Below are 12,941 nucleotides of genomic sequence, written 5' to 3' on the forward strand. Positions count from 1 at the left end.
CGTGTTGTTTCTTAGTGATCATCTGTGCTTTTTACTAGATTGCGATCTTGCTGGTAAATATCATAGATTAAGAAACTAAAACCATAGTACAAGACCATGATGACAACTGACTTTGTCATGATAAATAAAGCGCCTAGCCCGATACCAACTAACAGCGTCTGGACACTTAAGCGGTCACGCTGGAAAGCTAGCTGTGACAGGAAATAACCAATACCAATTAAGACGGCCAACAGCCATGTGTTTTCAATGGCTAATATATAGTGACTATATAAATAAAAGCTAGGAAAATAGACGGTGCTTTCTACGAAGCTGGAAATACCGCTGTATGCAAGCCACCACTTTTGCTCTCTTTCCGTTTTAGGAACGGTTGCCTCAATTGACGTGGGCATTTCCTGTTCCACGAAAACCGTTTCTCCATGATCTTTCATCCATTGAATCATAATGGAAAGAATGATAAAGCCTGCAAAGATTAAAAGCAGCAAATATTCAATCCATGCTGGATACGGAGCCGTCCGGTGAATCGTATCTAGATACACTCCCTGCAACCCTAACATAGAAAATGGAACCGCATGGTATACCATCACCGCAATATAAAATAGTAAAATTAGCACATAAAAAAAGAACTGTTCTTTGTAGTAGCGAATCTTTTTGCCTTCTGAAGCAATTCGCTTAACAGTCACGCTCTCCAAGTACGGACGAATAATGCTTATGATAATAATAAGACACGTAAATACAATCATATAGTTATGTAATCACCTTTTCAACTTCATTATGTAACATTTTTTCCATCCGCAAGAACAGGTGGTTAACAGCTTCTGTCCTTTCTTATAGTACCAAAAAACTAAACTTTTTGACAATCCTGATTTATCAATTAGGAAGATGAAATAAGCGTAGCTACATTAATACCGCTAATTGTGACCATAGGAGATCCTCCTCCAGGGTGAGTCGTTCCTCCTACAAAATATAAGTTTTTAACATCTTTTGAGACGTTGCTTGGACGAAGAAAACTATCCATTTTCCGGTTTGAACTCACGCCATATAAAGCGCCTTTAAATGCACCAAACGTTTGTTCAATTTCATATGGAGTAACAATTCGTTCATGTACAATCGAGGGCTTAATATCTAAACCAAACTGAGAAAGCTTGCGATAGACAACTTCTCTGTAAGCTTTCATTTTTTCTTGATTCTCTTCTTTTACAGCAGGGGCATTCACTAAAATAAATAAATTATCACCCGGAGCTACCGTGTTATCGGTATACGAAGAATTACAAACGTAAATGGTAGGGTCGGTTGGAAGCGTTTTTTGCTGAAATAGTTCATAGAATTCCTGCTTGTAATCCTGAGAAAAGTACACTTGATGATGAATCAGCTGAGAAAAGCGCTTCTTAACTGCTGCCATAATTACATAGGCTGATATGGAAGGCTCAAATTCAGCTGCTTTTTTGTTTTTAAAATGAGGTCTATCCTGCTCTTTTACAAGTGCCGGATAGGCTTTTAGCAAGTCCCCGTTTACAATAACGATATCCGCGTCTATCTTTTCTTCTCCATTCACTTCCACTCCGACAGCCCGTTTATTTTTTACTATTATTTCAGTAACGCTGCAGTTTGTATACAGCTTTCCTCCGGCTTTTTGGAACACATGTCCCAGCCCTTTTGCAATTCTAGTATTTCCTCCTTTTACATAGTACACCCCATCATTCATTTCTAAGTGTCCAATCAGTGAAAACGTAGCGGGCGATGTATAAGGTGAAGATCCAATATAGGTTGCATATCGATTAAATGCATTTCGAATGTTTTCATTTCGAAAAAAGCGCTGATGAAACGTATCTACTGTTTCAAACGGCCTTACCTGCAGCAGTGCTTTTAATAGAGAAGGGTTTGTGTAATCTTTCCATGACGAAAATGTCCGGTAGAAAAATTGACTTTTTGCAATGTCATATATTCTTTTTACTTCTTTTAAATAGGCAGGGTATTGCTCCGCAGCAAAGGGATCGAGACGTTCAAGCTGCTCAATCATTTTTCGTTCATCGATAGACATAGAAAATTGTGAACCGTCGGTGAAGAAATTATTCGTATGATGCCTTAGTTTGACAAGAGGCATATAGTCTTCTGCACGTTCGCCCGCTTGCTCAAATAACCACTGAAAAACTTCTGGCATTGTAATGGTATTAGGTCCAAAATCAAAAGAATATTCTCCTAGCTCCACAGGCATCATTTTTCCGCCTACGTGCTCATTTTTTTCCACAATGGTGACATCGAACCCTTTTGTTTGAAGAAGAACTCCTGCAGCTAATCCACCTAATCCTGCCCCAACAATTAGTACTTTTTTCATTGATAATGCCTTCCTTTCCATTCATATCCCTGCTTTTTTCGTTCACGCTTCATAGAATGGTTCATCAGCAGCATCAGCGCAATTGCCGATGCCGGCATAGTAAGAAACAAAAGCCCTTTTTGCTGAGCCGATCGGTCAATTAAAAACCGCTGAAAAAGCATGATGCAAAAAGGCATAATCCAAAGCATGTTGCCTGTGAATATTCCTGCTATAAAAAAAGGAAGCGGCAGCACATAGTAACAGGCAAAAAAAACGCTTAGTACCCAAACTGCTTTTGCGGAGCGGCCCAGACCTACAAAGATGTTTTTAGCAAAACCGTTCCATACTTCTTCTGTTGTTTCATACATATAACAGCTAACATGAGAGGTAATATTGGCTAAAATGACGCGGTGTTTCTTTTGCTTAAAAAGCTGGGCTAGGTGGACATCTTCTACTAGTGAAGATTTGACGGCTTCATGTCCTCCTACAGCCTCGTATGCTTCTTTTTTTATAAACATAAAAGCACCGTGAGCCGCTGAAGCTTTGCTCATCTTGTTACGATTAGCTACGACAACCGGTAAATAACTAAAAACAACCACATGCTGAAGCGGAACAACCAACGCTTCTAACCACGTTTTTACGGGGAAACGAGGAAATCCTGTTAAAAGAGCGGCCTTTGTCGCTTGTGCGGTGGCTAAAGTATGTTCTAGCGTACGTTCTTTTAGTTCTACATCTGCATCTACAAACAATAAATAGTCTCCATTTGCAGCTTGCGACAGCTGGTGACAAGCATGAACTTTTCCGACCCAACCCTCTCTCAGCTCTTTTCCACCTATGATGGTAAACCTCGGATCCCCGTGAATTTCTCTCAACAGCTGTGTTCGTGTTTCGTCTGTGGACTGATCGTCTAGTATGACACATTCTAGATTGCTGTACGTTAATCCTTTAACAGAAGAAATGATTCGCTTTACATTTCGTTCTTCGTTTCGCATTGGAATCAAAATAGAAATGAGAGGCTGAGGTGTTTTTGAATCCAACTTGTATCTATTTAATTTGGGCATTGCTTGAATATTTACAATGGTTAGAAGTAGCATAAAAATAAATAAAAGCATATAGTAAATCATTATTTCACCTTCGCTTTCCACCACGTTAACCACTCGCTAAGCGTCTTTTTTCCTTTTAATAAAGTCGTAAATTCCTCGTCGTTTTCTTGAATGATTTTTTGTTTTTGATGATCGAGCTGAGCAGTGACTGCACCGGCTAGCGTTTTGGTTATATCTTCTCTTGCATTGGCTAAGTCGTAAAAAACAGCTTGCCCTACCCAGATAAAAAGCTCCGGTCGCTGATCATGGCGAAATGTATAGTAATATGTAATGGGAATAACTTCAACGTCAGAATGCTTCTTTAAAAGAAAAGCAGGTCCTTCAGAAAAAGCTAACGGTCTTTTCTCAAGATGCTCTTCTTTTCCTTGAGGAAAAATAAGCACGGTTTTTTTCTCTTCTAACAGCTTACTAGCAAACCTTAACGATTCCACCGTATGCTTCGGAGACGCTGCATTTACTGAAAAAGCCCCGATTCGTTGAAAAAAAGGAAAATCCTTCATTCCTTGTTCAGACATCATAGCGTATAGATCTGTTTTTAATACCGCGTTATTTAAATAAAATGTCACTAAACCGTCCCACCAGCTGGAATGATTAGCAATTAATAAAATTTTTTTATCTTTCGGGAGCTCTTCTATATGTAAATGAATACGATAAAACTGTTTTTTGAGCTGATATGTGACAAAGAGTTCAAAAAATCCCTCAAATAGTGAGTTTTTCTTCGGATAAATCATAAGCGAGTCTCCTTTTTATACACAATATAAAGAATAAGAAAAGGAATCATCGTCAGCCATACCACAAGCCACAGGCCATTTACTAACGCTACAATTACAAACATCATGACGACTGCACTATACAAAAACACCATTCTTCTTTCCCATACCGGCTCTTCTTCTTTAGGAACCTTAGCTAAAAAGAAATATACGACCAGCTGAATGAAGAAAGATAGTAAAAACCAGCCGGAGAAATTGGATAAAGGAATATTATAATAAAAGCTGTCCCCTTCCCACACCCAATATTGTTTAACAACATAGGCAACGGGATCAATAGCCAAATCCATAATAACAGCAAAAAGCGAACTAATGACTGCATAGGCAATTCCACGGACAATAAACGGCAGTTCCATACGTTTCATAATTCCCAGAGCTAATATTCTGCTTGTGATCACAACCATAAACCAAGCCGAACCAATGGTCAGAGGAACCCCTAAAATTTTGGCGCCAAAATCTTTTTCATAATCGTAGGATCCAAATAAAAATCCATACTTAACACCTAGGCTTTCGACATAAATAGATGCACCTGTCACAAATATCGCAACGAGCAGTGCCCGCCTTACTCCATAGGCCTTAGCTAGATAAATAAGAGCAAGAAGACTGCTCAAGTGTAAAAAAACCGCGTTTGCCCATTCTAACCATAAAGGCAGCAAATCGAAGGAAAGCAAGACGACTCCGCATACGTACCAAACAAGAAAAAAACGATAAATACCATTTGTGATCATCCTCTATCCACCTTCTCTCCAGCTTCTTTTTGTCAAAGTGCTATTATATAAGCTTGTACACATTCTCTCCATTTTCAATGTGCTCTTTTTTTGTGAGTAGTCCGCGCTCTCTTAAAGTTATGTAAAAACAGCCACTGTTAGTACGTTCCCTAAATAAGAGACTTTATTACTTATTTATAAACAAAAATAAAATAAACGTCCATTAAAATCTACTGATGTATAGATTGTAATGACGTTTATTTTTTCTTATGTATATACACTTCTAATAGCTTTTTGACAATGAGTCCGACAACAAGTCCTGGTATAACAGACAGCATAGGAAGCCAAATTGGCCCTATAAAAACACCGTTGATGGTTGTTACTGAGGAATACATAATCCCTACTGTAACAAAATAAGCACAGGAGACAAAAGGAATAAATGTAAATCTCGATGCGCCGTTTTCTGATTCTTTAACAGCATCCCAAATTGCAAAAAAATATAAACATGGATAAAACATTAACCACTGCATGTTCATTACCTCTAGGGATTGCCTTGTTTCTCCTAAAAAGCTTAAGCGAATGCCTTCATTAAAATTTGCCCCCATATTAATGAGAAATTCAAGTACAATAAACAAAATTCCTTTTATATGTTTTTTGTTTAGTAATTGTCCAAAGCCCGGCAACGCAATGCTCCATAAAAGAGCTTCTAGTCTAGTCACGTTCTGTCCTAACATTTTGACGTATGAAAGAACTCCACAGCATGATATCAGTAGAAATTTTGTCCATAGTTATCAACCTCACAATAATTTACTCATAGTTTTTGTAAATGTAAAATTTTTATACTACATCTCCTTTAATATTTGTAACTTATTGTAAATTAATAAAAAGTTTAGCTATTCAACCAGGCATTTTCGTTTAGAATTTTCTGTTTATTAAAACAAAAGCGTACGGCATACTAGTTTTATACGTACGAAAGGATGAGAAAGCTCACATGGAAACAAGTTTTTTTTCGATTTTAATATTAGGGTTTTTTTTAGGAATCAAGCACGCTTTAGAACCAGATCATATTATCGCTGTATCAACCATTGCTTCAAAAAGTAAAAAGCTGTGGCGCTCTTCGCTTGCAGGAGTATACTGGGGGATCGGCCATACGCTTACGCTGTTTATTTTTGGCATCATTTTAATGGTGTTAAAAAGCAGTATTTCTGAACGTATGAGCATGTCACTTGAATTTTTAGTGGGCATTATGCTCGTTTACCTCGGTTTTACATCGTTTCTGTCTTACAAAAAGCAAGTACATACGCATCACGAAAAAACGTCTTATTTAAAGTCATTAGGCGTTGGCTTTGTTCATGGACTGGCCGGAAGCGCAGCGATGGTTGTGTTAACGATGAGCACCGTTACTCACGTATGGCAGGGTGCTCTTTACATTATCATTTTTGGAATCGGTACTTGTCTTGGTATGCTGTTATTTACAACAGTTATTGGGATTCCATTCGTTACAACTAAAAAGCAAGTCACGTTAAACCGCTTCTTAATGCAGGTAACAGGCGCTGTCAGCATTATATTTGGCCTTTATTATATGTATAATTTAGGTGTAAGCGACGGATTATTTAGTCTGTGGTTCTAAAAGCGAATGAGACATAACGAAAACAATTCAATCTAAAGACGAATAAGTAGGATAAATGATCTGGACTGCTTGTTCCACAGCTGTTGATTTCTGTGCAAGACGTCGCTTTGTCCTCTAATCAACGGCTAGAAGGAACTACGTACAGGAAACCTACGTTCACCCCACCCATAAAAAATCCGAACGAATTTGATTCTCCATTAAGAACCCAGCTCGTTCGGATCTTCCTTCAACTACAGCACTTTTGTCCTACCCTCTTTAATACTTACGCAAAAGTGATACGTCAGCTTTTAGTAAATACTGTCGGAACAATCCGTATACTTTAGCGATTATGTCTTCAACTTCTTGTGTACTAGCAGCTAATATTCGAATAGCACATCCCGGGATCGAAAGTGCGGAAGCTCCTACTTTACAGCCTGCCTCTTCGCACAGCTGATGTACTTTCGCTATAAATGCGTCGTCGGCGTTTGGATGGACAATGATAATCGATCCAAAATGAGTAGACCCTTCCATTTTCATCATACCGTGCAAATGGCTTTCTGGCTTCAAGTATAAGTGATCGTATACCTTCAGCTGCTCGTTTACATACAGTTTAAGCTTGGAACGCATAGAGGTATATTGAAACAGCTGCCCATCCGGCGACCACCCCGGGGTGATGCTGTCACACATAAACAAAGCAGCGTTTTGTGCCATATGAACCGTTATTTCTTGTACAAATGCAGCATTTTCATACAAAATAAGCGGGTCTGGTATATATTCCATAATTGCTTGTTCTTCAAGGGTTATACACGTTTCTTGTAAAACCGCTTCGTTCGGTGTTTTGTACACCTTTGTCGCAGATTGAGTAGTAGTCGTCAGCTGGGCATTTTTCTCTACCGTTATCATCGTTTTATACTTGTCTCCGCTCACGTATCCTCCGCCTACGTGAAGCATATAAACAAAAGGGGATTCAGGAGTCATGTAAATAGGTCTGGCAACTTTGAAAGCCCCGTAATGATAAGTATCTTTAATGACGGTTCGCTCACTGTTTCTCTCTGCTCGAAGCTCTAAATAACCCGTGTAGCTCATGATTCAAGGCCGATTAAAAAGGCCTCTTTTTTAATCCATTTTATCACTTGGTCGAGCCCCTTATCTTCTTTTAAATTGGTGAAAACAAAAGGCTTGGGCCCTCTCGCTTGAATTGTATCTTTTTCCATTACTTCTAAACTAGCTCCTACATAGGGGGCTAAATCTGTTTTGTTGATAATGAATAAATCAGATTTAATCATTCCTTGCCCGCCTTTACGCGGGATTTTTTCCCCTTGTGCTACGTCGATGATATAAATCGAAAAATCAACGAGCTCTGGGCTAAACGTTGCGGCTAAATTATCTCCTCCGCTTTCTACAAAAATAAGTTCAACATCGGGGTGACGTTCTACTAACTCATCAATCGCAGCAAAGTTCATAGATGCATCTTCCCGAATAGCCGTATGAGGACACCCTCCTGTTTCTACTCCGACGATACGATTTTCTGGCAAGATACTGTTTTTTACTAGAAATTGCGCATCTTCTTTTGTATAAATATCGTTTGTAACGACCGCCATGCTTAGCTGTCCTTCTAGTGCACGCGTTAATCGTTCTACTAACATTGTTTTCCCTGCACCAACAGGGCCACCAATTCCAATTTTAATTGCATCCATTTTTTACGCCTTCATCGTTAGAAGGCCTTCCCTCCTTTTTTATGACATGAACAATCGAACATGCAATTGTTCATGCTGCATTTGAGCAATTTCTAACCCTGGTGTCACCGCACCAAATTCCTCTTGATCTGCTTGTAAAATATGATGAAGTGCTTGCTGCAGCAGCGGTTGAAAAAGAACGAGCGTTTTTTGTCCATCCGTTTGACCGATCGGTATGCCGCGAACAGCATTTTGAATTAACGACGAAATGCTAGCGTACAAGTGACTTAAAATTGCCTCTTCTTTTGTAATGTTTAACTGCAGGCTGGCTAATGCAAATACAACAGCAGGGTGTCCATACGCCTTCTTTGCTTTTACCTCACTCATATACTTTTCTAAATAAGAGCCTTGAAATAACTCTAAGCAAAGTTTTAACATGCGCTGGCCCACGCGTCTTGTCCCTTCTCTTGTTTCTTTTGACAAAGCAAGAGCGTATAATTCATGATCCACTCTCATAATTTCGGTAAAATGGTCATGAGCAGCATACTCATAAGCCAGTCTGCATGCTAAGCCGTCCGTATACGTCAGCTGAACATCAAGGTATGTACGAAGCGCTTCTTGAAAAGTTTCTGTGTTGTAAATTTGATCTCGCTGAATATACGTTTCAAAGCCAAACGAATGTGAAAATGCACCGGATGGAAAATTTGAATCACATAGTTGAATCAGCGAAAGCAATGAATTAGTCATGACTGTGTCCGATATGCTTAAAAGCTTGTTTTACTTTTCTTTTTTCGCGCTTATAGGGAATATCAAGCTGCTGAAGCAATTCTTCGACTAAATAATCGTACTGTACGAGCATGTCTCCACCTTCAAACTGTGCCGGCAAATGTCGGTTGCCAAGCTGATGAGCAATTTCTCCCATTTGCTGAATATCAATCGGCTGAATGGTTAAAATATCGTCTGCCACCACCTGCACAACGATCATATTGCTTTCATCCATAAACAGCACATCGCCATCAGTGAGCTCGCGGTTTTCTTTTAGACGAATTCCTAGTTCCTTACCGTGATCTGTTACAACGCGCTGAACGCGTTTTACTAAGTGATCACTTTCGATATATACCTTTTCTATATGCGGAGCCCGTTTTTCTAATGTTGCCATATTTCCGATAATTTTTTCGATTACCATTTCTTTCACCTCAAAATAAAAAGTATCGCTGCGCCATAGGCACAACTTCTGCTGCTTCACATGTAATCATTTGTCCATCTACTTTTACTTCATACGTTTGGGGATCAACTTCAATTTTAGGCATTTCCCCGTTTAACTTCATATCTGTTTTTTTTAATTGACGAATATTTTCAACCGGTTTAAGCTGCTTTTGTAACCCTAGCTTCTCGCCCACTTTGTTCTCGTACGCTGCTTTTGACACAAACGTAAGAGACGTTTTAGCTCGTGCTTTTCCATAAGAAGCAAACATCGGACGGTATAAAACCGGCTGCGGGGTTGGAATTGAAGCGTTAGGATCTCCCATTAAGCTATGTGCAATCAAACCGCCTTTTACAATCAAGTCAGGCTTTATTCCAAAAAACGCTGGCTCCCATAGGACTAAATCAGCCATTTTACCTGTTTCTACCGACCCTACGTATTCGGAAATTCCATGAGCAATAGCTGGATTAATCGTATATTTAGCTACATAGCGTTTGACACGTGCGTTATCGCCAGCTTCACTGTCACCATCAAGTTTTCCTCGCTGCTTTTTCATTTTGTCAGCTGTTTGCCACGTTCTTGTAATCACTTCGCCTACACGTCCCATTGCTTGAGAATCTGAAGAAATCATACTGAATACACCTAAGTCGTGTAAAATATCTTCAGCTGCAATCGTTTCCTTGCGAATACGGGAATCAGCAAAAGCGATGTCTTCTGGTACAGCTGGATCAAGATGATGACATACCATGAGCATATCTAAATGTTCTTCAAGCGTGTTGACAGTATAGGGTCTTGTTGGATTAGTTGATGATGGAAGCACGTTTGGAAAGCTTGCCATTTCCATAATATCAGGTGCATGCCCGCCTCCAGCCCCTTCAGTATGATAGGTATGAATGACTCGATCACCAATTGCTGCAATGGTATCTTCAACAAAGCCGCCTTCATTTAAAGTATCTGTATGAATTGCAATTTGAACATCGTACTCGTCTGCTACCTGTAAGCTTGTATCAATGGCAGATGCCGTGGTTCCCCAGTCTTCATGAAGCTTTAGTCCAATCGCTCCTGCTTTAATTTGTTCAATTAAAGGCTCTTTCGCACTTGCATTCCCTTTTCCTAAAAAGCCAATATTCATCGGAAATGCTTCAGCGGCTTCAAGCATTCGTTCAATATGCCACGCTCCGGGTGTACAAGTGGTAGCTTTTGTTCCTGTAGCCGGTCCCGTTCCTCCTCCAATCATTGTTGTAACTCCAGAGGCAAGAGCAGTTTCAATTTGCTGCGGACAAATGAAATGAATATGTGCATCAATACCGCCGGCAGTTACAATTTTCCCTTCTGCTGCAATCACTTCTGTACTCGCACCAATGATGATGTCTACTTCATCCATCAGCAGGGGATTGCCCGCTTTTCCGATGGTTTGAATGAGTCCATCTTTTATTCCAATATCTGCTTTATATATGCCTGTATAATCAACAATAATTGCATTTGTCAATACTAAGTCCGCTGCTTCGCTTCGAGTTGCAAGAGGATGCTGTCCCATTCCGTCACGAATGACTTTTCCTCCGCCGAACTTTACTTCATCTCCGTACGTGGTGAAATCTTTTTCAATTTCAATAAATAGCTCTGTGTCTGCTAAACGAACAGCATCTCCAACGGTTGGTCCAAACATATCTGCATACTGACGTCGCGACATTTGAAAACTCATCTTATACATCTTCCTTTCTATCAGAAAGCGATCTGTTTGTTTTATTGTTAAGACCGTAGATTTCTCTTGTTCCGGAGAAAGCAACGAGATCGACTTCTTTTGCATCACCTGGTTCAAAGCGCACGGCTGTACCGGCAGGAATATTTAAATGGTAGCCAAGTGCATCTTCGCGGGGGAATTCGAGCGCCGCATTCACTTCGAAAAAATGAAAGTGTGAGCCTACTTGAACAGGTCGATCGCCTCTGTTGATTACAGTCACGCTAATCGATTTCTTTCCCTTATTACATGTGATTGGGTCTTTTTTTAAAAAATATTCCCCTGGAATCATATTTTCCCCTCCTCTTAACGAATTGGATCGTGCACAGTGACGAGCTTGGTTCCGTCTGGAAAGGTAGCTTCTACTTGAATATCATGAATCATTTCCGGAATACCTTCCATTACATCTTCTCGTTTTAAAATCTTGGTGCCTTCTCGCATTAGCTGTGCTACCGTCTTGCCATCACGAGCTCCTTCCATAATTTCATATGTAATGATAGCTACTGCTTCGGGATAGTTAAGTTTTAATCCTCTTGTCTGACGGCGTCTCGCTAAGTCTGCAGCTACGACAATCATTAATTTCTCTTGTTCTCTCGACGTAAGTTTCAATGAAAGCTTCCTTTCTGCTAATCTATTTTCTTATTAACATCAAATGTGATATTTTCTAACACAAACACATAACTAATTATAGTAAATTTTCTGACAAAAAACAAAGGATTTATCTCTTCCGATAAAAAAAGATGAGCATTTTTGCTCACCTTTTACTCTTCTGAAATCGCTTGTGTTTTCCATTTCTGGAGGTGTTTCCAGCCCAAACCTTCAGCTAGCTGACGTTTTGCATAGTCTACTCCTTTTTCAATAGAAGCTTCATAGCCAAATAGATAATAGCGTAAGCCAGCGTTTAATACTACTTGATTATAGACGTAAGTCAGTTCGGAAGAAGATTCTCCCTCTAAAATGCGCGTCACATATTCTGCTTGTTTTTCAACACTTATTTTCTTTTCAAAGTGCTCTTCTTCTACAAACAGTCCGTATTCTTTTGGATTAACAATAAACGACTCCATCTCTCCTTCTGAGATAGTAAAAACAAAGCTGCTTCTATGTACAGGTACATCTTCAGATCCTTCTATACCTTGCACCACGTATACATGTTTAAACGGGAGCGAAGCAAAAATGGGCACAATTTTGTTAATGGCCGTGCGATGAAAAGCGCCCATCATTAAAGAAGAAGCATTTGATAAATTTAATAGTTTTTCAACCGTATTAATTAGTGTTCTTACGCCAATTTCATGACGAACTTGTTTGATGCGGCTAAGAGGATAAGAGATTGTTTCGGCATTTACAAAACCAATTTTTAACGTTTCAAACGCATGACCGATGTCTTCAATCGTTTGAGCTTGAGGGATATGTAATGAATGAAGTACATCTTCAATCGTTGTTCCAAACTTTGGAGGAAGTGCTTCTGTACAATGTAAAAAAGCAGGGACCCCCCTTTCAGCTAATAAAATCGATACAGGAACGGTCGCAAAAAATGAATTTCTCCCTGCATAAGGGCTTGCAAAATCAATTGATTTATCTTTTAACGGCTGAGACAGCGGTATTTCTTTTGTTTTTTCACGAAAAGCATGAACGAATCCCAATAGTTCATCTGCATTTTCAGTTTTAATACGTTCTGCGATGAAAAAAGCAGCGATCTGAGCATCCGTAGCTTCTCCAGAAGCGATTAAGCGAGCTGCTTCTTTTGCTTGTTCATACGTTAAGTCAGTTGATCCTCTTTTTCCGCGCGCTATTTCTTTGATAAATTGCTGCATATCGTACACTTCCTT

The 12,941-nt window shown here is 39.5% G+C and carries 15 protein-coding genes; 1 reads left to right on the top strand and 14 read right to left on the bottom strand.

Features of this window, described 5'->3' with window-relative positions; genetic code table 11:
- Window positions 1-11 precede the first annotated feature (11 nt).
- The 6 genes from ACO1DI_RS27095 to ACO1DI_RS27120 all read right to left on the bottom strand — a co-directional run bounded on the left by ACO1DI_RS27095 (window position 12) and on the right by ACO1DI_RS27120 (window position 5,622).
- Complete coding sequence (locus ACO1DI_RS27095; RefSeq protein WP_014459501.1) at window positions 12-740, bottom strand: hypothetical protein; 729 nt, start codon at window positions 738-740, stop codon at window positions 12-14.
- 131 nt (window positions 741-871) lie between these two features.
- On the bottom strand, window positions 872-2,332 hold the full coding sequence (locus tag ACO1DI_RS27100; RefSeq protein ID WP_140451424.1) for a phytoene desaturase family protein: 1,461 nt from the start codon (window positions 2,330-2,332) through the stop codon (window positions 872-874).
- A complete protein-coding gene (locus ACO1DI_RS27105; protein ID WP_423145767.1) occupies window positions 2,329-3,372 on the bottom strand; it encodes a glycosyltransferase in 1,044 nt (347 codons plus the stop codon). Before ACO1DI_RS27105 ends, ACO1DI_RS27100 begins: the two co-directional genes overlap by 4 nt.
- A gap of 62 nt (window positions 3,373-3,434) precedes the next feature.
- On the bottom strand, window positions 3,435-4,145 hold the full coding sequence (locus tag ACO1DI_RS27110; protein WP_140451423.1) for a lysophospholipid acyltransferase family protein: 711 nt from the start codon (window positions 4,143-4,145) through the stop codon (window positions 3,435-3,437).
- A complete protein-coding gene (locus tag ACO1DI_RS27115) occupies window positions 4,142-4,909 on the bottom strand; it encodes a carotenoid biosynthesis protein (protein ID WP_140451422.1) in 768 nt (255 codons plus the stop codon). The genes ACO1DI_RS27110 and ACO1DI_RS27115 overlap by 4 nt, the downstream gene beginning before the upstream one ends.
- A 236-nt stretch (window positions 4,910-5,145) precedes the next feature.
- On the bottom strand, window positions 5,146-5,622 hold the full coding sequence (locus ACO1DI_RS27120) for a hypothetical protein (protein ID WP_014459495.1): 477 nt from the start codon (window positions 5,620-5,622) through the stop codon (window positions 5,146-5,148).
- Window positions 5,623-5,879: 257 nt separating this feature from the next.
- Here ACO1DI_RS27120 and ACO1DI_RS27125 point away from each other — a divergent pair, with 257 nt between their 5' ends.
- Window positions 5,880-6,518: an urease accessory protein UreH gene (locus tag ACO1DI_RS27125; RefSeq protein WP_014459494.1), complete on the top strand. Its 639-nt coding sequence runs from the start codon at window positions 5,880-5,882 to the stop codon at window positions 6,516-6,518.
- A 255-nt stretch (window positions 6,519-6,773) separates the two neighbouring features.
- Here the strand turns inward: ACO1DI_RS27125 and ACO1DI_RS27130 are convergent, their stop codons facing one another.
- The 8 genes from ACO1DI_RS27130 to ACO1DI_RS27165 all read right to left on the bottom strand — a co-directional run bounded on the left by ACO1DI_RS27130 (window position 6,774) and on the right by ACO1DI_RS27165 (window position 12,926).
- Window positions 6,774-7,583, bottom strand: a complete 810-nt coding sequence (locus ACO1DI_RS27130; protein WP_014459493.1) for an urease accessory protein UreD — start codon at window positions 7,581-7,583, stop codon at window positions 6,774-6,776.
- The gene (ureG, locus tag ACO1DI_RS27135; RefSeq protein WP_014459492.1) at window positions 7,580-8,194 is read right to left on the bottom strand and encodes an urease accessory protein UreG; all 615 of its coding nucleotides are present in this window, start codon (window positions 8,192-8,194) and stop codon (window positions 7,580-7,582) included. Before ureG ends, ACO1DI_RS27130 begins: the two co-directional genes overlap by 4 nt.
- Before the next feature lie 39 nt (window positions 8,195-8,233).
- A complete protein-coding gene (locus ACO1DI_RS27140; protein WP_014459491.1) occupies window positions 8,234-8,920 on the bottom strand; it encodes an urease accessory protein UreF in 687 nt (228 codons plus the stop codon).
- Window positions 8,913-9,359, bottom strand: coding sequence for an urease accessory protein UreE (ureE, locus tag ACO1DI_RS27145; RefSeq protein WP_075420876.1), 447 nt, complete (start codon window positions 9,357-9,359; stop codon window positions 8,913-8,915). The genes ACO1DI_RS27140 and ureE overlap by 8 nt, the downstream gene beginning before the upstream one ends.
- Before the next feature lie 10 nt (window positions 9,360-9,369).
- The gene (gene ureC, locus ACO1DI_RS27150) at window positions 9,370-11,079 is read right to left on the bottom strand and encodes an urease subunit alpha (protein ID WP_115654254.1); all 1,710 of its coding nucleotides are present in this window, start codon (window positions 11,077-11,079) and stop codon (window positions 9,370-9,372) included.
- A 1-nt stretch (window position 11,080) separates the two neighbouring features.
- Window positions 11,081-11,407, bottom strand: a complete 327-nt coding sequence (locus tag ACO1DI_RS27155) for an urease subunit beta (RefSeq protein WP_140451420.1) — start codon at window positions 11,405-11,407, stop codon at window positions 11,081-11,083.
- Window positions 11,408-11,421: 14 nt separating this feature from the next.
- Window positions 11,422-11,724, bottom strand: a complete 303-nt coding sequence (locus tag ACO1DI_RS27160; RefSeq protein WP_013057659.1) for an urease subunit gamma — start codon at window positions 11,722-11,724, stop codon at window positions 11,422-11,424.
- 152 nt (window positions 11,725-11,876) lie between these two features.
- A complete protein-coding gene (locus ACO1DI_RS27165; RefSeq protein WP_371905985.1) occupies window positions 11,877-12,926 on the bottom strand; it encodes an anthranilate phosphoribosyltransferase in 1,050 nt (349 codons plus the stop codon).
- Window positions 12,927-12,941 lie beyond the last annotated feature (15 nt).

It is taken from the genome of Priestia sp. 40, from assembly GCF_049368575.1.
Classification (GTDB): Bacteria; Bacillota; Bacilli; order Bacillales; family Bacillaceae_H; genus Priestia; species Priestia zanthoxyli.

Coding starts and splice junctions, on each gene's coding strand:
- ACO1DI_RS27125 (WP_014459494.1), top strand. CDS start 5,880: ATGGAAACAAGTTTTTTTTCGATTTTAATATTAGGGTTTTTTTTAGGA.
- ACO1DI_RS27105 (WP_423145767.1), bottom strand. CDS start 3,372: ATGCCCAAATTAAATAGATACAAGTTGGATTCAAAAACACCTCAGCCT.
- ACO1DI_RS27100 (WP_140451424.1), bottom strand. CDS start 2,332: ATGAAAAAAGTACTAATTGTTGGGGCAGGATTAGGTGGATTAGCTGCA.
- ACO1DI_RS27130 (WP_014459493.1), bottom strand. CDS start 7,583: ATGAGCTACACGGGTTATTTAGAGCTTCGAGCAGAGAGAAACAGTGAG.
- ACO1DI_RS27120 (WP_014459495.1), bottom strand. CDS start 5,622: ATGTTAGGACAGAACGTGACTAGACTAGAAGCTCTTTTATGGAGCATT.
- ACO1DI_RS27155 (WP_140451420.1), bottom strand. CDS start 11,407: ATGATTCCAGGGGAATATTTTTTAAAAAAAGACCCAATCACATGTAAT.
- ureG (WP_014459492.1), bottom strand. CDS start 8,194: ATGGATGCAATTAAAATTGGAATTGGTGGCCCTGTTGGTGCAGGGAAA.
- ACO1DI_RS27140 (WP_014459491.1), bottom strand. CDS start 8,920: ATGACTAATTCATTGCTTTCGCTGATTCAACTATGTGATTCAAATTTT.
- ACO1DI_RS27110 (WP_140451423.1), bottom strand. CDS start 4,145: ATGATTTATCCGAAGAAAAACTCACTATTTGAGGGATTTTTTGAACTC.
- ureE (WP_075420876.1), bottom strand. CDS start 9,359: ATGGTAATCGAAAAAATTATCGGAAATATGGCAACATTAGAAAAACGG.
- ureC (WP_115654254.1), bottom strand. CDS start 11,079: ATGAGTTTTCAAATGTCGCGACGTCAGTATGCAGATATGTTTGGACCA.
- ACO1DI_RS27165 (WP_371905985.1), bottom strand. CDS start 12,926: ATGCAGCAATTTATCAAAGAAATAGCGCGCGGAAAAAGAGGATCAACT.
- ACO1DI_RS27095 (WP_014459501.1), bottom strand. CDS start 740: ATGATTGTATTTACGTGTCTTATTATTATCATAAGCATTATTCGTCCG.
- ACO1DI_RS27115 (WP_140451422.1), bottom strand. CDS start 4,909: ATGATCACAAATGGTATTTATCGTTTTTTTCTTGTTTGGTACGTATGC.